Here is a 21,178-nt window from a genome sequence, read left to right as displayed (position 1 = left end):
GAAGCGAGCTACTGCGCAGCAACGTCAACTACGATGCTGCCCAGCAATTCGCCATCGATGAAGGCGAGTAGGCGCCAGCGTCCTTCGCTCGGAAGCATCAAGTTGCTTGGCATCGAAGCGTCGGCTCCGTTCAGTTTTCCTGGAGCGAGTTGGGCATGGAATAAAGAAAGCAGTGTGTTCGTCCCTTGCTTCATGGCGGAAATTTCCAGCTGCCCAGTAAGCTTTTCCGGTTCACCCCAGAAATGCCACATATATTTGTTCGGTTTTCCTGCGACAAAGTTTGGACCGAGGATGCCGAGCTTATCCGGTACACCGGTCATCTCGAACGTTCCGGAACGAAACGCAGTGCTTGGCTCCCAGGAGCCGTCCGGCACTTCAATGTCTACGCTGCCGGTGGAAAGGTCATCAAGGTATATCTGGAACGTCCAAACTCCCGGAAGAGGAAGTGCAAGCCGGCTAGATATGCGAAACAAAGAATCCTTATACCGATTTGCTTCCGTTAGTTTCGTTGGGACCAACTCTGTTAACCTTGTTCCAGTGCTGTCGTGCAGCGCGTCAATCCGGATTGTTTTGCCAGCGAGATCCTCCTTAGGGAGGTTCAAGTTCCACCACGCACCGGCGGGAAGGCCTGCTTGCAAGTCACCGCCGGGCAGCGCTTCGATCACTGCGCGTCCTTCTTGAATGTAAGCGTAGCGTTTGCTTTGTTCAGGCGACAATGGCGACAACGCGTAAGGTTGCATCAACAAAGCCAATACGACTGTAGCAGTTACAGTTATCGCGGCCGCGAACCATGCGGCGGTACGGTAACGGTGCGTTCTAGCGGTGTAGAATGACGCGCGCGTTCCAAAATCGTTCGCGACAGCTCTTCCGTAAAACCGCGAATTCCTTCAGGCGGCTGCCGAAGCGAGTCGTACCATTTAGGCCTCCGTGCTTCATCGTTATTTGTCATCTCGTCCATCCCCTTCCAGCATTCGTTCCAGCCTCGCTCTTGCCCGATGGAGTCTGGATTTCACGGTTCCTCTGGAAACGCCGAGCACTTCAGAAATTGCCTGTTCGGATAGTCCGTGATGTGCTTCTAAGATTACCGTTTCACGGTACGGCGGTGAAAGCTTCATCACCAATGACCAGATCCGATCAGCTTCTATGTGTCAAATCGCCTCTTTTTCGGCGGAAACATTATGTTCGTATTCACGGGGGAACAGAACCCTGAACATATTTCGCAACCATAACGATTTACGGTGCTTTAGTGCGGTGTTGCGGGTGATTGCGAGCAGCCACGTTTTCACGGAGCTACGTCCTTCAAAGCTGTCCATTTTCAAATATACTTTCAAGAACACATCCTGTGAAATTTCGTCCGCAGCGTCTGAGTTACCGGTTATGACAACCGCGTAATTCCAAACATCTTTGCCGTAAGTCTGCATTAAATGAGTCAACACTGTACCAGGGTCATCCGAATGCTTCAGATGCTTCATGAAATCCAATGCCTTCACCTCGTTCCCATACATTAGACCCTGTAGTTGCCGTATGGTTCCCGTTTTTGATTTTTTTTTTATAGTTGGTTTTTGTCGAGAGCGGAAATTAGGCGTCATTGTTGAAAGATTGGTTAGAACCATTGTTTACCTACAATGAAATGTTAAAAAATGTTATTCTATCACATATGCGCCATCTAAGCTGAAGGAGTCTAATCATGACGGAAGAGCAGGTCTTTACTCTTGATTGCAAGGACGTCATTCTAAGAGAATTTATAGCTGCAGATGTAGAAGCGTTTCATGCACTAACATGGCAGCCTGACATATATGGTTACTTACCAGGTTGGAACGTATCGAAAGAACAGCGGGAGAACTGGTTGTTGAATTACGAAATACCGGGTAACAAACAGTTTCTGAAAGGCGTATATGAAGAAGGAATTGGGGATGATGAGTCGTGGCGGCGCCTGATATTGAGTTGATTGTGCAGGATCTTCGCAGCAGAGGAATAATCGAGAATACGAGCCAAGTTAGCGGACATATGAGTGGAACGACGCAAGGGCGGGTGTTCACAATAACCGTTCATGAGCAGCCTACCTATATCGTGAAAATCGATTCGCCGTCCAGTACCGCGTACGACGTACAGTTTCTGGCTGCGTACGAGAACAGTCCGCTGATTCCTAAGCTTATATATGTTGGGGAGGGGCATTCGTTTTTTGTATACGGCTATTTAGCCGGAACGACACATGTTCAGCGCGGTTCAAAGGCGGATTGGATGAAGCGGCTTGTTCGGGATTTATTGAATCACTACGTGCCAGATCGGTGCACGGAAGGATGGGGAAGACTGGAGGCGCCGGCGAGCACTTGGCAGCAATTTCACGAGCGCAGCTTGGAAGAAGCCCGAGCCGACATCGGCGACCTGTTGTCGTATGCGGACTATGAACGAGTAAAGTCGTTACTACCGGTTATCTCCGTAGGTCATCACAAATGCTTATTGCATGGAGATACGGGGGTACATAACTTCGTCTTTCGCGAACATCGTCTCGTTGGGGTGATCGACCCGTGTCCGATGGCAGGGCCGCTGCTTTATGATTTTACGTATGCGTTCTGTTCCTCACCTGACGATCTCAACGAAGAAACGTTGTTTGCCGTTTACGACTTGCTGAGACATGCACCTTTCGAAAGAGCGAGGCTTAGGGACGAAGTGCTGTTCCAATTGTATTGCCGGATCGGCATATGTGTGAGACATCATCCTCACGATTTGCCCGGTTATTTACAGGCATGGAAGAGTTGGGCCGGATGAGAACCATACATCGTGTCCTTACGCTTACATTCGTTGCGATAGTTATTCTTGCTGCTATTTTTTATTCTCCATTAGGTCTGGATACAAGAGTTAAGCTTGCTGAACGGGTTATTGTTACGAGATACGAATCGTATGCTTGGCTGCTTGTCGGAAAATCCATGAGAGATCAGATGATTCTAGAACATATCATTCAACATTGCGGTTATCTCCCTGATCATGAACGTCCATGTATGTGAATTGGTTGCGTACAGCTAGTTGGCGGTAAGATAAATTGTCAGAGGTGAAAGCAATGCCCTGTGTCCATGAATTTGGTATAATGGATGATTTCGACACCGAGAAGGAATACAATAAATACGAGCCGCAGAAATACAACTGTATCTCTGTTGACGATGACATCATTAATTGTTTGGTTGTAGACTTAATGGGAATGAAAAGTTACTTTCATTCATTTCATCGACCGGAGTATGGGTTAGCCCTTTGGGGAATTACGATCATTCCGCCTGAGTCCTTATCCTTATTTTATGATGTTGTCATATCTTCGAATGATTATCAAAGTTCTGTTGAGCTTTCTTATCTGGCCTCAAAAATATTGCTAGCAATAGAAGATCAAAAATATATGATACATTTTGGAGTATGAACGCATGAGAGCAAAACAATTCCTGGAGGCGTGACATGCAGCGTAGACTACTTATCGCTGGAACGGGAAGCGGCGTCGGCAAGACGACGCTAACGATCGGCCTGATGGCCGCTCTAAGAAGCCGCGGACTAACGGTACAGGGCTTTAAATGCGGGCCCGATTACATCGATCCGACATACCATACGGCGGTTACAGGCCGGCAATCCCGCAATCTGGACACTTGGATGCTGGAGCGGTCCGTGATGAAGGACATTTACAACCGTGCCAGCGCCGACGCCGATATTTCGGTTATTGAAGGAGTTATGGGATTGTTCGACGGGAAAGACCATCTATCGAACGAAGGCAGCGCGGCCGATATTGCCATGGAGCTGGATTGTCCGGTCGTGCTGGTCGTCAACTGTCAGAGCATGGCCCGCAGCGCCGCGGCGGTTGTGAAAGGCTTTCAGCATTTTGCTCCAGGTCTGCGAATTGCTGGTGTCATCGCCAATAAAGTGGGTAGTGCCGGTCATTATCAAATGGTTCAAGAGGCGATTACGCAGGAATGTGGCTTAAAGACGTTCGGCTATTTGCCGCGTGACAACACGCTAGCCATTCCAGAACGACATCTCGGGCTTGTGCCGTCGGTGGAACGGGGGGAGCTCGATTCATTCTTTGCCAAGCTTGGGGACCATGTTGCGGAGACGATCGATATCGATGCGATGCTGGAAGCCTCCCGCTATGGGGATATACATACAGATGATCCGTCCGGTGCGAGCTCTATATTCGAACCGGCTGCCGATCGCTATACCGCCACGATCGCCGCAGCACGAGACGCTGCATTCAATTTCTACTATCCGGAAAATTTTGAGCTGCTGCAGGCTTACGGCGCCGAGCTGCGGTTTTTCTCTCCGCTGGCTGGAGAGCCGGTGCCCGCCGATGCAGACGGCTTGTATATCGGCGGAGGTTTCCCGGAAGAGTTCGCTCAGATACTGGCGGGTGATGGGAAGGTAAAAGAGTCTGTTCTCCGGTTCATCGAGCAGGAGCAGCCGGTGCTGGCGGAGTGTGGAGGATTTATGTATTTGACCGAGGTAATCGTCGACCGGGAGGGGCAGCGTTACCCGATGGTAGGCGCGATTCCCGGATATGTTCAGATGCAATCGAAGCTGGCCGCTCTCGGATATAGGGAAGTTACAGGAAGCGAAGAAAACAGGCTGTTCGGCGAAGGGCTGCGGGCAAGAGGCCATGAATTCCATTATTCCATCTACCAAGCTCCTGCTTCGCCGCTTCCTGCCGCGTACAAGCTGACCGGTCGAGGCGGGGCAAAGGCAGAAGGCGTCGTCTATAAAAAGCTGATCGCCGGCTATACGCATATTCATTTCGGCTCGGCCCCTGAGCTGGCGAAACGATACGTCAAGGCGTGCAGCGAAAATAATAAGCTAGGAACAATATGACCTGTATCCTGGACATGAAGGATGCACGTTAGTAAAAGGTACAACAAACAAACCATCCCCGTCCATTGGGGATGGTTTGTTTGTTGAGGAATGATACGGATCATTGCAAAATGTCCATACGCCGTTTGCGTCTTATACTGTAATACCGCATCGCAGCGGGAACGCCTTTAATTTCAAGAATACCTTCGTAAATCAGCTCTCGAAGCCGGTATTCAAAAAACAAATCCCCGACATACTGTTCGCAATGGCCGATCGCTTCTCCGATCAGGCGGGTCGCTCGCAGGAAGCCGTCATCTTCGGCAGAAGGCGGCACCTTGTCGAGCGATTCCAGCAAGTATGCATCATAATAGTGTGCCGGAACGTCAAACACGACGCCGTTCTGCCAAATCCGCAGCGTTCCGGCTTGCTCCGTTATGTCCTGCCATTCTTGTTCCAGCCGCATAAGCTCGGCAGGTCCCAGCCTGCCTTTACCGTCCAGACGGACCATCGCTTCCTTCAGCTTGTCCGGTGGGAGCTCCCCCGAATGCCTGTAGTCGATATAGGCATCCGGGCGGTTGTACAGCTCCTCGCTGACGGCGCAAGCATCGCGTAGCGAAATCGGATTTTGCTTGCCGTGCATACGAAGCAGGTGAAGCGCGTGCCGAATGCCCGCCTGCTCACTTGCGTTGCTGCAGGTCCATAGGACCACTTCGGCATGTTCGGGAATGCGCTCTAACTTGAGCGAAAGCTTCTCGTACTCTACTTCTAAACTCGTATATGCTTCGTTCTCCAGCGCAATATTGTCGCGAAACCAGTCATACCGCACTTTACGTCCTTCAGGCGAATCGAGATCGCCCAAAGGACCGATAGCGTAATTTTCCCGCAATACAATGAGCTTGTGCGTTTCGGTCCGGCCGAGCGCTTTCAGCGCCTGCTTCATGCTGCCCGCAAAGGATTCGCCGACAACGATATGAACATGGGTGCAAGCCGGATCGGGATCCCAAGCTGTCAAGTTGCTCTGCAGTCTCATCAGTTGGTCATACAGCCGGGTGAGCTCTGCGGCCGATTCTTCTAGAGGTACTTCCCGCTCTTTCATTCGCTTGATAGCAGCCAAAATGAACTTCAGATACGGCTTCAATTGGCTTTCACCCAAGCGATCGAGTGCATGTGTAATCGCCTGCATGTCTTGCGGATTCATACGCCATCTCCTTCGGGTACAAGTGAATGATGAGCGGAATGCAGCAACGGCAGCATACGCTCACTTAAACAGCGACCGATACTCCCCGTAGCCTTCCCTCTCCAGCTCTTCCTTCGGGATGAACCGGAGGGAAGCGGAGTTGATGCAGTACCGCAGCCCGGTAACGCCGGGACCGTCCGGAAAGACGTGACCGAGATGAGAGTCTCCCTGCTTGCTGCGCACTTCGGTTCGAATCATGCCATGCGAGGTGTCCAGCTTCTCGACAACGTTCGATTCGTGCAGCGGCTTATGGAAGCTTGGCCAACCGCAGCCGGAGTCGAATTTGTCCAAGGAAGAGAAGAGAGGCTCGCCGGAAACGACGTCGACGTAAAGGCCTTCCCGCTTGGAATTCCAGAATTCGTTATGGAACGGCGGTTCGGTCTTGTCCAGCTGGGTGACGGCGTATTGAATGTCCGTCAGTCGCTCCCGCAATTCGTCGTCGTTCTTCTTCATGCGCCAATTCTGCTCCAGAAATGCCTGACGGCCGGAGCCTTTGCTGTAAGCCTTGTAACGCATCGGATTTTTTCGGTAAAAATGCTGATGATATTCCTCAGCAGGGTAGAAGGGAGCCGCAGGCTCAATCGTCGTTGCGATCGGTTTATTTCCGAACCGGCCGCTTTCCTGCAGCTCCTGCTTGGACGCTTCGGCGATGCGGCGCTGTTCCTCATTATGGTAAAAGATCGCCGTCCGATACGAAGAGCCGCGATCGTGGAACTGTCCGTCGGCGTCGGTCGGATCGATTTGGCGCCAAAACAAATCGACCAGCTTCGCATAAGGGAAAACCGCCGGATCAAACGTAATTTGCACGGCTTCCGTATGGCCGGTCGTGTCGGAACAAACTTCCTCGTAGGTTGGATTTTTGGTATGGCCGCCGGTGTAGCCGGAAACGACGCTAATAATGCCCGGCAGCTCATCGAACGGCTGTACCATACACCAGAAGCAGCCGCCTGCGAACGTCGCCAATTCCACTGATTTTTCTTGCTCACTCATCGAAAATTCCTCCTCATGGAAAAATGATTAACGCGGCCCCCATACCAGCGTATCTCGCCGCGAATACTATCGCAATAGGACAAGCGAAAGGTCGTGCTACAGATGGCATTAGCTAATTGCAAACGGTGCGGAACGCTCTTTATTACCCAATTTGAAAAGCACTGCAAAGCATGCGCGGAATCCGTTATCGAAGATTCCCGTAAAGTGAAGCAATTTATTTCCGCCAACCCTTGGGCTACCGTTATGGAGGTTTATCATAAAACCGGCGTTTCCTTGGAGACGATATACGGATTAATGGAGCGCAAACGCAGTGCGCTGTAGCGGCTGAAGCATGCGGCTAGGCGCGTGGATGTGCGGCGCGGATCCGCTTCAGCTGGTGAATATGGCTCCACTCATGAAAGGCGCTGAATAGGACCCATTGACATGCATTGAGCGAAAGTCCGAGCGGGTGCGGCGCGATCAATGCGTTCGTTTCGCGCAATGCTAGATGGGGGAGCAGCGCCTTGAGCTGAGCTCTGGACTCCTGCATTTCACGCATCGCTTCTTCATATGACATTAGGCCGGACGGCTCCAAATGCGGAGGCGTCTTCTTTTTGCTTCCCAGCAGCCCCCGTTCGCGGAACGGCTCGGTGATGTCGACAAGCTTATCGCCAGCAGGCTCGGAAGGGAGGGCGGGAGCCGAATCCAGCAGCAGCTGAACTTGCGCAGTCACCATGCGTTCTACCATGGCAACATGCTCCAGTACGTCGCAAGGTGTCCAGCCGCCCTCAGCCTCACGGAGCGATTTCGCTTCCGATACAGGATCAAACCAATCAACCGCGGCCAATAATTCATGGCGTTTACGATCTAGGAACGGCTCCAGCTCTGCGAATCCGATCACGGCGAACCGACTCTCTTTCGGCAGAAAATACATCGAGCAGCAGCTCGTCTTTCGTCACATCCCGCATATCCCAGTTGGCGGCGAAACGCACCTGATGCGATACGCCCAGGATGTCATATTTTTGCACCAAATGCTGACGAGCCGAGCCGATAATGAGCGTGTGCAGCCGCAGCTGCTTCGTCCGGCCGAGCTCGCCCAGCTCCTGTCGGAGGGGAGGGGATACCGCGCCGACACCGTCGGTGACCATGACGAAATCGGCATGCCGAAAAGCCGGCGTATTGGTAACAATGTCGATGCCGCGGCGAAGCGGGGCGTCGAAGTTCGTTCCGCCGCCGAACGCCATCTGCGCCAAGCTGTAGAAAGCGGCCCAGTCCGGACGGCGATGATACAGCATATGCTCGAGCACCTCGCCTTTAGCTCCGAACAGCAGCAGAACGAAATCACGGCGCTCCAGGAGCGAATACGAAGCGAAGGTGGCGACGAACAGCTGGGCAAGCTGCAGCTTCGCTCCCCGCATCGAGTGCGAGGTGTCAAGCATGCAGATGACCGGACCCTTCTGCGGCTCCTCGACACGGCCGGAAATGTTGTACGTCAGGAGCTTGCCTTCGAGCCATTTTTGCAAAAGAAGCGGTTCGAAATCCGGGTCCGCAAGCAGGCTAGCTTCACTCGGCAGCATATGCGGCAAATCGGCGGATTGGCGTAGATCGTCGTACGCTTCCGGAACATGCGGCGATTTTCTGGCGCGGCGGGCCACCTTCAGATGATGAATGTTGCGGCCGACTTCATGCAGGAAGGAGAGCAGGTCGGGCTGCTTTTTCATCTTGTCGACCCATTTCAAATAGTGCTCGAACTGCTGCCGTCTCAGCTTGCCGAGCTCGGCCCCCCAGCGCCGGTTGGCCAGCCGCTGGCTTGCTTGAATTAATTCGTGCAGACGGAAGCTGTCTTCGTCTTCGCCCTCGAGCGTTTCGCGCAGCGAACGGTTCAGCCAATCCCCGAGCTCCGACTCGATCGCCTGCACGGCTTCCTTGTCGCGCCGTTCCTGCTTGCTGCGCTGCGCCTCGACGACCGCAAGCTCCTCTTCGGCTTTGCGCAGCTTCGCCTTCAGCTTGTCCCGCTTCAGGAACTCCGTCTTCATCTCCTGCTTCAATTCCTCGATCCGCTGCTTTAATGCGCGGATTTCCGCCGCCGCAAGCGGCTTGGCATCAAGCTCCGCCTGCTTCTCCTCGACGGTGCGCTTGCCCTGCTGCAAGGTATAGCCGACGAGCCTCAGCTTCTCAATCTGCTTCTGCGACAGCCGTTCCTCCAGCTCTCCGGGCTGCTGTCCGGGGGCCGGCCGTTTCTCGCCGACGCCGGCCGAGACGGGCCGTTTTTGCCGCTCGCGCTTTTTCGTCTCCTCTTCATAGGAAGCCGTTAACCACATGAGAGACTTCAACGATGTCTTGAAGGCGGCGTTCACTTGTTGGATGGTGCGAGGGTGGATCGTCCGGTAAAAATGCTGACGCAGCAGCGTCTCGACGAGCCAGCGGTGAAACGGCGTCACGTCCGGTGCGCTGTAGTCCAGCCGGGGCTCGGCCAAATAGAAGGCGAAGAAAAAGTCCGCGAACAGCTCCTCCGTAAACCATGGCGCCTGTCTGCGAGCTTCCAGCAGCCATTCCCGCGCGGTCCGGGACGAACGGAGGTAGCCTTCGAATACGTATTTGTCGACGCGGGCACATTCGATCAGCATCGGCGAAACCCTCCGCTTCGTTACAAGGTGTAATCGTAGGTGAACCCGGGAATATCTTTGTCATTGAGCGTCCGGTACAACCCCTGCAGCTGCTGGAGAATGCGCTCGCCTTGAATGCGAAGTCTCGTGAACTTGGCCGCGTACGTATCCGCGTGCAGGATCAGTACATTTTGCGAGCGGATCCAGTCGTCCAGCTTCTGTTCCCGCAGCTGCCAAGCGGTCAGCCGCTTGGCCAGCGCTCTGGCCGTCTCCTCCAGCTCGGCCCGGCTTTCATCCAGCGCACGGCGCAGACGCTCGGCGGTTTCTTTCGGCACATTGGCGCCGACCTCGCGCTTGAACTGGAAGCTGTGCAGCTCGTCCTCGCGCTCCAGCCATTTGCGAAGGACTTGATCGTATTGGCCGAGCGGCAGCTCCCGCTCCATCTCGCGCTTCAGCGCTTCCTGGAAGACGCCGTCGAACAGCTCCTTGAGCGGACTGAGATCTTCGGGAAAATCCCACAGCATATGAGGCGTATACACGGTATCCCAAACCGACACGGAGGTGCGGCCGTTCAAAGCGGCGGAGGTGCGCCAGACGTTGCCGATCTTCTTCCACCTGCGGTCGGAGACGACGTATTCCTTCTCTTCCATAACCGTCTTCAGCTGGAACAGCATATAAATGATCGCTTCGGACAGCTCGACACCTTCGGCCCGCCGCTGAATATCCTTCAAATCCCGGACGGACAGCAGGGCAGGGACGGGCTCCTTCGGCGTGTCGAACATGCGCTCGTAGCTCGCAATCGTCTTCATATACGATACTTCATAACGGAACAGGAAGCGGTCGTACAGCGCCGCCAGCTGTTCATTTTCCTCCGGAAGCTCGTTGGAGGCGGCCATTAAGAAAACCAATGGAACTTGCTGCTTTTCGCGTCCGTTGAAAAATACCCGTTCGTTCAGAATCGACAGGAGCGCGTTCAAGATGGCGCTGTTCGCTTTAAATATTTCATCGAGAAAGGCGAATTCCGCCGACGGCAAGTAGCCCTCCGTCCGCCGCACGAACTCGTCCTGCTTGAGCTGCTGCAGCGATACCGGGCCGAACATTTCGTCCGGAGTCGTGAACCGGGTCAGCAAATAATCGAAGAAACGGCCGCCGCCGCCGAAGAGCTGGGCAACTGTATGGGCAAGGCCGGATTTGGCCGTTCCGGGCGGTCCGACCATCAGCACGTTCTCGCCGCTGGCGATGCCGAGCAGAAGAAGGCGAATCAGCTCTTCGCGTTCGAGAAAGCGCTGCTCCAGAACGGAAATGACCTTCTGCAGCTTGGAGGTTAAGTCGGTAGAAGCCGTTGTCGTACTCACGGGGGCTCAGCACCTTTCAGTAAAATGTACGGTAGTCATATTGTACCAAACCGCGATGGAAAGTACGAATGAGGAGGAGTACAATGGAAAACATAGGTAACGTCCATGATGGAAAAGGGGAATTTAGCGATATGCAGATAAAGGATAAAGGCGTCATAGAAGGTAGTCCTGACTGGGACAAGCGGCTGCCGGAGGCAACGATCGCGGAGCTCCAGGAGGCGATGGAGAACGGGGAGCTTACGTCAAGATCGATCGTCCTGATATACATGAAACGAATTGCCGAGCTCGATCAAGCCGGACCGCGCATCAATTCCGTATTGGAAATCAATCCCGACGCCCTGCATGCGGCCGAGGCGATGGATGCGGAACGGCGCCGCAAAGGGCCGCGCGGTCCGCTGCACGGCATTCCGGTGCTGCTGAAAGATAACATCGACACTGCCGACAGCATGCATACGAGCGCCGGATCGCTTGCGCTGGCGAACCATTATGCGGCGGACGATGCGTATCTCGTGCTTCGCTTGCGCGCCGCCGGCGCTGTCATTCTCGGCAAGGCGAATATGACGGAATGGGCCAATTTCATGGCGGACGACATGCCGATGGGATACAGCTCGCGAGGCGGGCAAGTGCTGAACCCGTACAAGCCGGGTACGCATATTGCAGGCGGCAGCAGCTCCGGCTCGGCCGCCGCCGTCAATGCCGGATTCGCGGCGGCGGCCGTCGGCACCGAAACGAACGGTTCGATTATTAACCCGGCAAGCTGGAACGGCGTCGTCGGCATGAAGCCGACCGTCGGCCTCATTTCACGCTCGGGTATCATCCCGATCTCATTCAGCCAAGATACGCCCGGCCCGATTGCCCGGACGGTAACCGACGCCGCCCTGCTGCTTGGCGCGATGGCCGGCGTCGATGAGCTCGACCCGGCGACTTGGGCAAGCGAAGGTGCAGCACCGCACGATTATACGGCTTACTTGGATGCGGAGGGGCTGCGAGGTGCAAGGCTGGGCGTGCCGGTCTTTTTTGATAAATTCGTCTCAGATCCGGAGCACCGGCTGCCGCTCTTTCGAGAAGCGCTCGACACGCTGCGCCTCATGGGGGCTGAAGTCGTGGAAATTGAACAGTTCCCGTATCAGGATGAGCCTTACCGGCCCGAGGTGCTGACCCACGAATTCAAAGCGGCCTTGAACGCCTATTTGAGCGGGGTGGCGGCACATGTGCCGGTTCACAGTCTTGCCGATGTCATTGATTTCAACAAGAGGAACGAGAAGGCTATGCTGCGCTACGGCCAGGCCAGGATGGAGGCGGCGGAGGCGACCGGCGGCCTGCTCACGAACCCGGCTTATTTGCGGGCGAGAGCGCTCGACATCGAACAGACACAGTCCGGCGGCATGGATCGGGTGCTCCGTGAGTACAGGCTGGATGCGATCGTGTCCGCCGGGAGCTCATTCATCCATATTCCGGCGATTGCCGGCTATCCGTCCGTTACGGTGCCGTGCGGCATGAGCGAGGCCGGCCCGCTTGGTCTTACGTTCTCGGGCACAGCTTTCAGCGAACCGCAGCTGTTAAAGCTTGCGTACAGCTACGAACAGGCGAACAAGCTGCGTCAACCGCCGAAGCTGGAAAGGGGGGCGTCAGCGTGAAAATCGGAATTATCTCAGACACGCATCTGGGCAGTTCGGCAACGAAGCTGCCTGACGAGCTGGTCCGGGGGCTGCAAGGTGTAGAGATCATCCTGCATGCAGGCGATTGGGTTAGTCCCCATGTCGTCGGTCTCGTCGAACGGATCGCGCCGGTCCAATCCGTCGCCGGGAACAATGACGGTCCGGATATCGTCGATCGATTCGGTTACGCGAAACGGCTGCTGCTGGACGGCGTCCGGATCGGTCTCGTGCACGGCGACGGCGTACGGAAGACGACGGCGGAGCGTGCCATGGACACGTTCCGGGACGACCTGCCGGACCTGCTGGTTTACGGCCATTCGCATATCCCCGAGAAGCGAATGGTCGGCAGTACGCTGCTGTTCAATCCGGGCTCGCCGACGGACAAGCGCCGTCAGCCGCGATATTCATATGGCCTCGTTACCGTTCAGGAAGGGCGTATCGTAACTGCCGAGCTCGTTTATTACGATAACAAAGCTTAGAGGAAGATTAGGAAAAACCGCGGAACCTTACAGACCTTCCGCGGTTTTTTCATCCCATCCGGCCTCTTTACATTGACGTAGCGTAAAGGCTTACAATAGTAGGGGGAAGGATGGATGGACGTGCTCATTCACGAAGCGGCCAAGCAATTCCGCATATCGACAAGAACGATTCGGTTCTACGAGGAGAAGGGGCTGCTGCCTCAGGGCGTACGGAACCGCAATCACTACCGCATTTTTACGGAAAACGAGCTGTGGAGACTGCAGATGATCATCGCGCTAAGGGAAATCGGCATGAGTCTTGACAAGATCAAGAGCGCTTTGGATCAGGTGGAACTCGGAAATAAGGACGAGCTGCTGCATCACCTGGAGCTGCGTCGGTCCGAGATGTTCGCAACTTGGCTCGAATTCAAGGAACAGCTTACGGCCGTCGACCGGATGATCGAAACTGTTCGCGTGGATAAGGACTTGCCGCTTCAGGAACTGCATTCGCTTGCGGAAGGCATCAAACAGGTCAAGGAAACGAGAAGCCGCTGGCAGGACGAATGGAATTTCGATCTTTTGTCGGCTCAGCACGACAGCCTTGTTCAAACCGCAGACGGCCTGTATGGATATTACGAGCATGCGCTTGATACGGTGTGCAAATGGATTCGACCCGAGGCGAACGAGTACGGCGTCGATGCCGGGGCGGGAACCGGCAACTTAACGGGGAAGCTGTCGGCCTCGGGATGCCGGATGGCAGCAGTAGATCAATCGAGGTCGATGCTGGCCCTGTGCAGGAGCAAGTATGCAGGCATAGAGACGAAGCTTGGCACTTGCCGTTCCCTATGTGGACGGGATGTTCGATTTTGCCGTATCGAGCTTCGCGCTTCATCACATGACCGACGAACAGAAGCGGCTTGCGCTCTCCGAGCTGCGGCGCGTGTTGAAGCCGAGGGGAAGGATCTGTATCGCCGATTTTTGCCTGGAGGACGGCAATCGGGCTGACATTCCGAAGGAGCTTCAGGGCAAATACGTAACCGACGTGAGCAACTTGACGGACTGGTTCGAAGCGGAAGGCTACATCACGAAAACCAAAAAGTGGGGCGAGCTGACCCATGTGATCTATGCCGTGCCTCTGCGGTAATATTCCCGGCTTGACCTTGCCGCTGCGTGAATCGCTATGATAGGCGAGTCGCAGCAATGCAGCGATCAATTCGAACATTTGGAGGGTGACACCCAATGCCAAATCACACGCATATCTACGAGCGGGAAGCCGGCAAATACGACGAACTGGTATCCAAGCAGCCTGACGTCAGCATGGCCTTGCAAAGTCTATGTTCCATCGCGGGAAAAGAGGTGATCGAGCTGGGAGCAGGGGCAGGCAGGCTGACCGTTCCGCTTGCCCGTCTAGCACGTACAGTCGCTGCGTTCGATGCCTCGGATGCGATGCTTCGACTCGCCGCCGCCAAGCTTCGGCAGGAAGGGCTTGCGAATTGGACGGTTCAAACGGCGGACCATCGGGCGATACCGGCCGAGACGGGCAGCGCAGACGTTCTGGTAGCCGGCTGGACGATCGGCTATATCGCCAATTCCACAGTTCCGAGTGGAATGCAGAACTTGGCCGCCGTCATGAGCGAAGTGCAGCGTGTATTGCGTCCGGGCGGAACGGCCCTGATCATCGAAACGCTCGGAACCGGTGTCGCAGAGCCTGCGCCTCCGGATTTTTTGACTGCATACTACGAAGAGCTGGAGCGAACCTACGGCTACCGGAGGCACCCGATTCGAACGGACTACCGCTTCGACGATGCCGCTCAGGCGGCGGAGCTGATCCGCTTCTTCTTCGGAGAGGAGCTGGGTGCTCACGTAGCCGCCAGGAGGCTGACCGTCGTGCCGGAATGCGCAGGGATTTGGATACGCGTCTATTAATTCTGCATGCGGAAGCCGGACGCCGAAATCGCCAATTCCGGCCAATTTCGTCTGCGGCGCAGGATTTTTCCCGATTCAGGTCGAACTAGTACTGTCTAGAATCGAACAGATAGGGCTGTATGCGAGTTGAAAACATTAATTATTGCCGAGAAACCCGATATGGGGCGCAACATTGCCGCGGCGATCGAGCCGAAAGCGGTAAATAAGCGTACGCATCTGGAAGGCCAGCAGTATATCATTACGTGGGCGATCGGACATTTGATCGGACTTGCGGAACCGGACTATTACGACGAAAAATATAAAAAATGGCGCATTGACGACCTGCCGATCATTCCCGCCGAGTTCAAGCTGCTGCCGAATCCGAAGACGAAGGATCAGCTGAAGGTAATCGACGAGCTTGCCAAGTCGTGCGACCGGATCGTCAACGCCTGCGACGCCGGGCGGGAAGGACAGCTGATCTTCTCCTACATTCAGCGTCATCTGCGGCTCCGTCAGCCTGTGCAGCGGCTGTGGATTTCCGACTTGACGGCGGAGACGATCCGCACCGGCTTCGCTTCGCTGAAAGATGCGGCCGAGTACGAAAACTTGACGCGCGCCGCCCGCTCGCGCAGCGAGGCGGACTGGCTGATCGGCATGAACGGGTCGCGGGCCTTCACGACGAAGCACAATGTGCTTTTATCCGTCGGCCGTGTGCAAACGCCGGTGCTGGCGCTCATTTACGACCGGCAGAAGCAGACGGAGGCGTTCGATTCGCTGAAATATTACGAGCTGTCCGCTCAATTCCGTCAAGGGGAGACGGAATACAGAGGCATGTGGCAGGGCGAGCGGCTGACGGATCCGGAGAAGGCTGAAGCGCTGCGCGTCAAGGTAAACGGGAAGCCCGGCCGTATCGCCTCATATGACGTGAAAGAGACGAAGGAGTATCCGCAGAAGCTGTACGATTTGACGCTGCTCCAGCGCGAGGCGAACGGAAAGTACGGCTTCTCCGCCAAGAAGACGCTGGATTTGGCTCAGGCGCTTTATGAGAAGCATAAGGTGATCACTTACCCGCGTACGAACTCCAATTACGTCACCGAGCAAAATATCCCGGAAATGCATCGGGCGCTCGGTACGCTGCAGGGGACGTCGTACGACGAGCTTGTCAAAGGAGCGAACCGCGGGCTCGTTCATAAGGGGAACAAGTTCATCTGCAACCCGTCCAAGGTAGAAGATCACCATGCCATCCTGCCGACGGCAAAGCGGGCCAGCGGACTTGCTCCGGATGAGCAGAAGCTGTACGACCTGATCGTACGGCGGTTTCTTTCCCAGTTTTATCCCGCGGCCGAATACAAGGTGCATACCGTGCTGACGGAAGTCGAAGGCGAAACGTTTAAGACGACGATTAAGCAGCTGCTTTCGCTGGGCTGGAAAATCGTGTATGCGGATCAAGCCGAATCTTCCGCCAAGAAGAAGCCGACCTCCAGCAAAGACAAGGACGGCGACGAAGCGAAGGAGAAGGACGACGAGGAAGTCGAAGTGAGCTCCCCGTTTGCACTGGACGGCCAAGCTCCCGTTCTGTGCCGCGAAGCGACGGTGAAGGAGAAGGAGACGCAGCCGCCGAAGCCGTTTACGGAAGGGACGCTGCTGAAGGCGATGGAAAGCGCGGGGCGCAATATCGAAGACGAAGAGCTGCGCGATGCGATGAAGGATTCGGGGCTCGGCACGCCGGCGACCCGGGCGGCGACGATCGAGCGGCTGAAAAATGTCGGCTATATCGTCATGCAGGGCAAACGCATCGTTATTACCCAGAAGGGTCGCACGGCCATTGAGCTGATCCGTGCCGCAGGCGTTGAGCTGCTCACTTCGCCGGAGATGACCGGGCAGTGGGAGCGCCGCCTCAATGAAATCGCCAAAGGCCAAGCGTCGGACGAGGTGTTCATGGAGAAGGTCAAGACGTTCGCCTCGCTCATCGTCGACAAAGTACGGAGGCAGGCTCGCGTTGCGAAGACGGCGTTCGAAAGCGAAGCGCAGAAGGAAGCCGTCGGCGGCAAAAGCACCGGCGCCGTCCGGAGCAAGCGGGGGACGGGCACGGGTGATTCGGGAACTCGATCAGCCAGAAGCAGGACGGCCTCCACGGCGGCCGCCAAGGCAGCTTCGCCGAACGGAGAAGAGAGCCGCAGGGGCCCTGCCGTTATCGCCGCTTGTCCGCGGCCCGGCTGCGGCGGATCGATCTTCATGGGAAAGAAAGGCTACGGCTGTTCGAATTTCCGCTCCGGCTGCTCGTTCGTCATTTGGAAAGAAAGCTTTGGCCGCTCCTTGACCGATACGCAGGTAAAGGCGTTGATCGAGAAGGGACGCACCGCCAAGCTGAAGCTGACGGATGCCGCGGGACAGCCGTTCGACGGGAAAATCGTCCTGGCCGATCCTTCAACTGGCAAACTGGACATCGAGAACGGATAACAAAGCGGGCTGATCGAGCGAAGCGGGCAATTACGCTTTGCGTCGATCAGCCTTTTCGTGCTGCCGTCATAATATAAACATCGCGGCGATCGTCGTTACGGCCAAACCGATGGCGACCGGCTTTAAGTTGCGGCGCGCCAGCTCGAACGGGCTTACGCCGCATATGGCCGCCGCCGGAATGAGCGCCCACGGAACGAGCGTTCCGCCGCCGACCCAAATCGCGGCAATCTGACCAAGTGCCGTCAACGTATCGATGCCTGTGCCGAGCGCGGCGCCGAACAGATGGGCGATGGAGCCGGCCAAGGAAATGCCAGAGAAGCCGGAGCCGTCTAGACCCGTGATCGCGCCGGCCATCGTCACTGTCACTGCGCTGACGGCAGGGTTGACCGGCACGTGCTGGGCAAGCGCGACGCCCAAATCGTTCACGATGCCGGTCGAGCCGTCCGGGAGCACGCTGCCATACAGCTCTTTCAGAGCCGCATCGCCCAGGTAAAAGAATGCAGCGACCGGGATCACCGGGCCGAACACGCGAAAGCCGAACTGCAGACCCTCGATCAAATAGCCGGTCGTCTTTTCCAGTCCTTGGCCTCGATGCGTCATCAAAGAAACGATGACCAAAATGATTAGCGCCGTGCCGCCGATCAGCGCCGTCGCGTCGCCGCCTTGGAGCTTCATCGTCAGCATGGCGATTACGTCAAGCGCGAACGAAGCGACGATCATGACGGACAACCAGCGCTTCTGCTTCAACGTTAGAGCAGGCTTTAACGAATGTATGGAGAAAGGCAGATCGTCATTGAGTCCTGTCGAGCCTTTGAATGGCGAGGGGAATACGCCTTTACCGGTTTTCATGTCCTTGCGCAGATCAAGGAAGGCGATAACGGTCGTGACGACGCCCATGATGATGACCAGCGGGATCGATGCTTCGATGACATCGCCTACCGGTATGCCTGCCGCATCCGCGGTCAGTTTAGGTGCGCCTTGAATGATGTAGTCGCCGGATAGCGCGATGCCGTGTCCGAACAAGTTGATCGCAACGGCGACGCCGACCGCGGGCAAGCCGGCGCGAATGGCAGCCGGCAGCAGCACGGCACCGACAAGAGCAACGGCAGGGGTAGGCCAGAAGAACAAGGAAATGACCAGCATGACGATTCCCGTTATCCAGAAAGCGAGACCCGGCGACCGGACCCATCTCGACACCGGTGCGATCATCGTTTCGTGGATGCCGCTCCTGGTCAGAACGGCGCTCATCCCGACGATAATTGAAATGACCAGAATCGTTCCGGCCAATTCCTTAATGGCATAAATAAAACTGTTGAAAACGCCGCTAACCGATTCGCTTAAAGAATACGTCGCCACCAATCCCAGCACCAATATTCCGGCCAAACATACGATGGTCGTATCTCTCCTCGCGATCATGAAGCCGATAATTGCAGCGATAAACAGCACGAATACACCGTGCAGTCCAAGCCATTCAACGCTCATTTGGTGCCACCTCCGTTTTGGTTCAAGGAACCTGTACTTCAGCCTATTCGAGGCACGGAGAAAGGTGAGTGCGTTTCCGTTCATCAGATAAAAATAAATCCGGATGCCCGTGCGCGGACATCCGGATGTGTATAACCATATTGCATAGGATATTGTCATTGTCCATTGTAAAGTGTGTCATTCCTTTGATGAGTACGGCGCACGGTTACTCTTCGTCTTTGAACTTTACACTGAATTCGCAATGGTCGCGAATGTGCAGCTTGGTCTTGCGTGCGTATTTGGTGGATCGAATGATTACGGCGTCCGCATCATATTTCAAAATTAAACCTTGGTCAACCAGCACATATACATCATGTTCATTGAGCGACCAGACGAGGACCTCCTTCTGTGACAACGACGCCGCCAGCAAATCCATATCGGTATCCAAAAGCTTTGTTCCGTACATCATCAGACACACCTCGACAGAGAATTTCTATTCTTCGATGATTTACAACCGTTCTACTCTTTATACAGCACGAATGAACAAGAAATCACTCTGTTTTAGAAAAAAAATCCCGCAGGCCGGTAAGGGCATTTTCCGGGACGGTACGCCGTATGTATAGGTTATCACAGGACACTGCTCGATTCTTACCCATCGGGAGGGACGCTTATGCAGCAGCCTTATCGGCCGGAACCGCTTACGGATTATAACGGGGATCAACAAGTTGAGGCTCTCGGCTCCGCCTTGTCCGCCGTCGCCGCCTGTCTCGGCGAATCGTACCCGCTGCGGATCGGAGGGACGGACGTTTGGACGGACGAGCGCATTGTGTCGCGGCAGCCTTGCGACCCGGATGTCATCATAGGCAGCGTGAGCAAAGCGGATGCTGCCCTGGCTGAGCGCGCCATTGCAGCCGCTCATGCAGCATTCCCGATGTGGGCGTCGGTAGCACCTGAAGAAAGGGCTGCCGTTCTGTTCAAAGCAGCTGCGCTCTTGCGTCAGCGCAAACACATCTATAACGCCTGGCTTATGGTCGAAGCGGGCAAAACCCGCAGCGAAGCGGATGCGGATACGGCCGAGGCGATCGATTTCCTGGAATATTACGGGCGCCAGATGCTGGAGCTCACCCGCCGCGGCGAGGAGCAGCTCGTGCATATCGACGGCGAACTGAACGAGCTTACCTATATTCCGCTCGGAGTCGGCGTCGTTATCTCCCCTTGGAACTTTCCGCTTGCGATCATGGCCGGCATGACGACGGCGGCGCTTGTTACGGGAAATACGGTCGTCTTGAAGCCGGCCAGCGCGACGCCGGTTATTGCTTATCACTTCGTGAAGCTGTTAGAAGAAGCCGGCCTTCCAGCCGGAGCCGTCCAGTATGTTCCCGGCAGCGGCGCAGACATCGGCGACTTGCTCGTACAGCATCCGCTCGTTCGTTTCGTGTCGTTTACGGGCTCGAAGGAAGTCGGGGTCCGCATGTCCCGGCTTGTCGCTCAAGTTGCGCCGGGACAGCATTGGCTGAAACGGTTTATCGGCGAGCTGGGCGGGAAAGACGCCATTATCGTGCTGCCGGACGCCGACCTCGACGCCGCGGCGAAGGCAATTGTAGCTTCCGCATTCGGCTACTCGGGACAGAAGTGCTCGGCATGCTCGAGAGCGATCCTTCACAAAGACTGCTACGATGAGGTGTTGGAGCGATGCGTGCAGCTCGCGAATCGGCTGCAGGTCGGTTCGGCGCTAGATGCCGCGACCCAGGTAGGTCCCGTTATCAATGAAGCGGCTTACCGCAAAATACTCAAGTATTTCGATATCGCTAAACAGGAGGGACGGATAGCGGCAGGAGGCGGCGCCGCACCGGGCCGGGGCTACTTGCTTCAGCCGACGATTGTTGAAGGTGTAAACCCTGAAGCCGTCATTATGCAGGAGGAAGTGTTCGGACCGCTGCTGGCCGTCTGCAAGGCGGACGATGCGGAGCATGCGCTGAAGATCGCCAACGATACGGAGTTCGGTTTGACCGGGAGCATCTTTACTCGCGATCGGAAAGCAATCGCCAAGGCGAAGCGCGATTTCCATGTCGGCAATCTGTATATCAACCGCAAATGTACAGGCGCCGTCGTCGGCGCCCATCCTTTCGGCGGCTTCAACATGTCCGGTACGGACTCCAAAGCGGGAGGGCCGGACTACTTGCTGCTCTTTACCCAGCCGAAGCTGATTGCCGAGCTGCTGTAACCGATACGGCTAGCCAGCAAAGGAGGAGAG

General features: G+C 55.7%; 21 protein-coding genes and 2 pseudogenes. 12 read left to right on the top strand and 11 right to left on the bottom strand.

Features of this window, described 5'->3' with window-relative positions:
- Positions 1 to 8: 8 nt before the first annotated feature.
- The 4 genes from ACFFK0_RS30320 to ACFFK0_RS30305 form a co-directional block, all read right to left on the bottom strand.
- The gene (locus ACFFK0_RS30320; RefSeq protein ID WP_377475120.1) at positions 9 to 665 is read right to left on the bottom strand and encodes a DUF4871 domain-containing protein; all 657 of its coding nucleotides are present in this window, start codon (positions 663 to 665) and stop codon (positions 9 to 11) included.
- Between the two features lie 107 nt (positions 666 to 772).
- Complete coding sequence (locus ACFFK0_RS30315; RefSeq protein ID WP_377475119.1) at positions 773 to 949, bottom strand: hypothetical protein; 177 nt, start codon at positions 947 to 949, stop codon at positions 773 to 775.
- Positions 939 to 1,130, bottom strand: a complete 192-nt coding sequence (locus ACFFK0_RS30310; RefSeq protein WP_377475172.1) for an RNA polymerase sigma factor — start codon at positions 1,128 to 1,130, stop codon at positions 939 to 941. Before ACFFK0_RS30310 ends, ACFFK0_RS30315 begins: the two co-directional genes overlap by 11 nt.
- Before the next feature lie 18 nt (positions 1,131 to 1,148).
- Complete coding sequence (locus ACFFK0_RS30305; RefSeq protein ID WP_377475117.1) at positions 1,149 to 1,472, bottom strand: RNA polymerase sigma factor; 324 nt, start codon at positions 1,470 to 1,472, stop codon at positions 1,149 to 1,151.
- Between the two features lie 215 nt (positions 1,473 to 1,687).
- Between ACFFK0_RS30305 and ACFFK0_RS30300 the strand changes: the two genes are divergently transcribed.
- From ACFFK0_RS30300 to ACFFK0_RS30285, 4 genes are all read left to right on the top strand, one after another.
- Positions 1,688 to 1,948 carry a GNAT family N-acetyltransferase gene (locus ACFFK0_RS30300; protein WP_377475115.1) on the top strand — a complete coding sequence of 87 codons (261 nt, stop codon included), beginning with the start codon at positions 1,688 to 1,690 and terminating at the stop codon, positions 1,946 to 1,948.
- Entirely contained in the window at positions 1,924 to 2,769 is an 846-nt protein-coding gene (locus ACFFK0_RS30295; protein ID WP_377475113.1) for a phosphotransferase, read from the top strand. The genes ACFFK0_RS30300 and ACFFK0_RS30295 overlap by 25 nt, the downstream gene beginning before the upstream one ends.
- Before the next feature lie 289 nt (positions 2,770 to 3,058).
- Positions 3,059 to 3,406 (top strand): short-chain dehydrogenase, encoded by a 348-nt coding sequence (locus tag ACFFK0_RS30290; RefSeq protein ID WP_377475170.1) that lies wholly within the window; start codon positions 3,059 to 3,061, stop codon positions 3,404 to 3,406.
- A 35-nt stretch (positions 3,407 to 3,441) separates the two neighbouring features.
- Positions 3,442 to 4,836, top strand: coding sequence for a cobyrinic acid a,c-diamide synthase CobB (locus ACFFK0_RS30285; RefSeq protein WP_377475111.1), 1,395 nt, complete (start codon positions 3,442 to 3,444; stop codon positions 4,834 to 4,836).
- 100 nt (positions 4,837 to 4,936) lie between these two features.
- On the opposite strand, the gene ACFFK0_RS30280 is transcribed toward ACFFK0_RS30285, so the two are convergent.
- Positions 4,937 to 6,013 (bottom strand): DUF1835 domain-containing protein, encoded by a 1,077-nt coding sequence (locus ACFFK0_RS30280; protein ID WP_377475109.1) that lies wholly within the window; start codon positions 6,011 to 6,013, stop codon positions 4,937 to 4,939.
- Positions 6,014 to 6,073: 60 nt separating this feature from the next.
- Positions 6,074 to 7,042, bottom strand: a complete 969-nt coding sequence (gene msrA / locus ACFFK0_RS30275) for a peptide-methionine (S)-S-oxide reductase MsrA (protein WP_377475107.1) — start codon at positions 7,040 to 7,042, stop codon at positions 6,074 to 6,076.
- A gap of 102 nt (positions 7,043 to 7,144) precedes the next feature.
- Here msrA and ACFFK0_RS30270 point away from each other — a divergent pair, with 102 nt between their 5' ends.
- Positions 7,145 to 7,363: a hypothetical protein gene (locus ACFFK0_RS30270; RefSeq protein WP_377475105.1), complete on the top strand. Its 219-nt coding sequence runs from the start codon at positions 7,145 to 7,147 to the stop codon at positions 7,361 to 7,363.
- Positions 7,364 to 7,379: 16 nt separating this feature from the next.
- Here ACFFK0_RS30270 and ACFFK0_RS30265 read toward each other — a convergent pair whose 3' ends face one another.
- Genes ACFFK0_RS30265 through ACFFK0_RS30255 form a run of 3 tightly spaced genes read right to left on the bottom strand, consistent with a single transcriptional unit; the run spans position 7,380 to position 10,982 of the window.
- Positions 7,380 to 7,922, bottom strand: coding sequence for a DinB family protein (locus ACFFK0_RS30265; protein ID WP_377475103.1), 543 nt, complete (start codon positions 7,920 to 7,922; stop codon positions 7,380 to 7,382).
- Positions 7,882 to 9,648: a vWA domain-containing protein gene (locus ACFFK0_RS30260; protein ID WP_377475101.1), complete on the bottom strand. Its 1,767-nt coding sequence runs from the start codon at positions 9,646 to 9,648 to the stop codon at positions 7,882 to 7,884. Before ACFFK0_RS30260 ends, ACFFK0_RS30265 begins: the two co-directional genes overlap by 41 nt.
- Before the next feature lie 20 nt (positions 9,649 to 9,668).
- Positions 9,669 to 10,982: an AAA family ATPase gene (locus ACFFK0_RS30255; protein ID WP_377475099.1), complete on the bottom strand. Its 1,314-nt coding sequence runs from the start codon at positions 10,980 to 10,982 to the stop codon at positions 9,669 to 9,671.
- 131 nt (positions 10,983 to 11,113) lie between these two features.
- Here ACFFK0_RS30255 and ACFFK0_RS30250 point away from each other — a divergent pair, with 131 nt between their 5' ends.
- The 6 genes and pseudogenes from ACFFK0_RS30250 (at position 11,114) to ACFFK0_RS30225 (ending at position 17,463) form a co-directional block, all read left to right on the top strand.
- On the top strand, positions 11,114 to 12,619 hold the full coding sequence (locus ACFFK0_RS30250) for an amidase (RefSeq protein ID WP_377475167.1): 1,506 nt from the start codon (positions 11,114 to 11,116) through the stop codon (positions 12,617 to 12,619).
- Positions 12,616 to 13,119, top strand: a complete 504-nt coding sequence (locus ACFFK0_RS30245) for a metallophosphoesterase family protein (RefSeq protein WP_377475097.1) — start codon at positions 12,616 to 12,618, stop codon at positions 13,117 to 13,119. Before ACFFK0_RS30250 ends, ACFFK0_RS30245 begins: the two co-directional genes overlap by 4 nt.
- 114 nt (positions 13,120 to 13,233) lie before the next feature.
- Positions 13,234 to 13,983 (top strand): annotated as a pseudogene (locus ACFFK0_RS30240) (MerR family transcriptional regulator); the annotation flags it as partial.
- Positions 13,955 to 14,062: pseudogene (locus ACFFK0_RS30235) on the top strand (class I SAM-dependent methyltransferase); the annotation flags it as partial. The pseudogenes ACFFK0_RS30240 and ACFFK0_RS30235, both read left to right, overlap by 29 nt.
- Positions 14,063 to 14,337: 275 nt before the next feature.
- Positions 14,338 to 15,024: a class I SAM-dependent methyltransferase gene (locus tag ACFFK0_RS30230; RefSeq protein ID WP_377475095.1), complete on the top strand. Its 687-nt coding sequence runs from the start codon at positions 14,338 to 14,340 to the stop codon at positions 15,022 to 15,024.
- A gap of 126 nt (positions 15,025 to 15,150) precedes the next feature.
- Entirely contained in the window at positions 15,151 to 17,463 is a 2,313-nt protein-coding gene (locus ACFFK0_RS30225) for a type IA DNA topoisomerase (protein ID WP_377475093.1), read from the top strand.
- Between the two features lie 66 nt (positions 17,464 to 17,529).
- Here ACFFK0_RS30225 and ACFFK0_RS30220 read toward each other — a convergent pair whose 3' ends face one another.
- Both ACFFK0_RS30220 and ACFFK0_RS30215 read right to left on the bottom strand, forming a co-directional pair.
- Positions 17,530 to 18,945, bottom strand: a complete 1,416-nt coding sequence (locus ACFFK0_RS30220) for a hypothetical protein (RefSeq protein WP_377475091.1) — start codon at positions 18,943 to 18,945, stop codon at positions 17,530 to 17,532.
- A 205-nt stretch (positions 18,946 to 19,150) separates the two neighbouring features.
- A complete protein-coding gene (locus tag ACFFK0_RS30215) occupies positions 19,151 to 19,393 on the bottom strand; it encodes a hypothetical protein (RefSeq protein ID WP_377475090.1) in 243 nt (80 codons plus the stop codon).
- 201 nt (positions 19,394 to 19,594) lie between these two features.
- On the opposite strand from ACFFK0_RS30215, the gene pruA reads away from it, so the two are divergent.
- Entirely contained in the window at positions 19,595 to 21,148 is a 1,554-nt protein-coding gene (pruA, locus tag ACFFK0_RS30210) for an L-glutamate gamma-semialdehyde dehydrogenase (protein WP_377475088.1), read from the top strand.
- Positions 21,149 to 21,178 lie beyond the last annotated feature (30 nt).

The sequence above is a fragment of the Paenibacillus chartarius genome (assembly GCF_042432825.1).
GTDB classification, from domain to species: domain Bacteria; phylum Bacillota; class Bacilli; order Paenibacillales; family NBRC-103111; genus Gordoniibacillus; species Gordoniibacillus chartarius.
Note: the sequence above shows the minus strand (reverse complement) of the source record. Positions and strands in the feature narration are given on the sequence as shown.

What these genes read in the sequence shown, in the direction of transcription:
- ACFFK0_RS30315 (WP_377475119.1), bottom strand. Translation starts at nt 949, where the DNA reads ATGACAAATAACGATGAAGCACGGAGGCCTAAATGGTACGACTCGCTT.
- ACFFK0_RS30305 (WP_377475117.1), bottom strand. Translation starts at nt 1,472, where the DNA reads ATGAAGCATCTGAAGCATTCGGATGACCCTGGTACAGTGTTGACTCAT.
- ACFFK0_RS30300 (WP_377475115.1), top strand. Translation starts at nt 1,688, where the DNA reads ATGACGGAAGAGCAGGTCTTTACTCTTGATTGCAAGGACGTCATTCTA.
- ACFFK0_RS30290 (WP_377475170.1), top strand. Translation starts at nt 3,059, where the DNA reads ATGCCCTGTGTCCATGAATTTGGTATAATGGATGATTTCGACACCGAG.
- ACFFK0_RS30285 (WP_377475111.1), top strand. Translation starts at nt 3,442, where the DNA reads ATGCAGCGTAGACTACTTATCGCTGGAACGGGAAGCGGCGTCGGCAAG.
- ACFFK0_RS30280 (WP_377475109.1), bottom strand. Translation starts at nt 6,013, where the DNA reads ATGAATCCGCAAGACATGCAGGCGATTACACATGCACTCGATCGCTTG.
- msrA (WP_377475107.1), bottom strand. Translation starts at nt 7,042, where the DNA reads ATGAGTGAGCAAGAAAAATCAGTGGAATTGGCGACGTTCGCAGGCGGC.
- ACFFK0_RS30270 (WP_377475105.1), top strand. Translation starts at nt 7,145, where the DNA reads ATGGCATTAGCTAATTGCAAACGGTGCGGAACGCTCTTTATTACCCAA.
- ACFFK0_RS30260 (WP_377475101.1), bottom strand. Translation starts at nt 9,648, where the DNA reads ATGCTGATCGAATGTGCCCGCGTCGACAAATACGTATTCGAAGGCTAC.
- ACFFK0_RS30250 (WP_377475167.1), top strand. Translation starts at nt 11,114, where the DNA reads ATGCAGATAAAGGATAAAGGCGTCATAGAAGGTAGTCCTGACTGGGAC.
- ACFFK0_RS30230 (WP_377475095.1), top strand. Translation starts at nt 14,338, where the DNA reads ATGCCAAATCACACGCATATCTACGAGCGGGAAGCCGGCAAATACGAC.
- ACFFK0_RS30220 (WP_377475091.1), bottom strand. Translation starts at nt 18,945, where the DNA reads ATGAGCGTTGAATGGCTTGGACTGCACGGTGTATTCGTGCTGTTTATC.
- ACFFK0_RS30215 (WP_377475090.1), bottom strand. Translation starts at nt 19,393, where the DNA reads ATGATGTACGGAACAAAGCTTTTGGATACCGATATGGATTTGCTGGCG.
- pruA (WP_377475088.1), top strand. Translation starts at nt 19,595, where the DNA reads ATGCAGCAGCCTTATCGGCCGGAACCGCTTACGGATTATAACGGGGAT.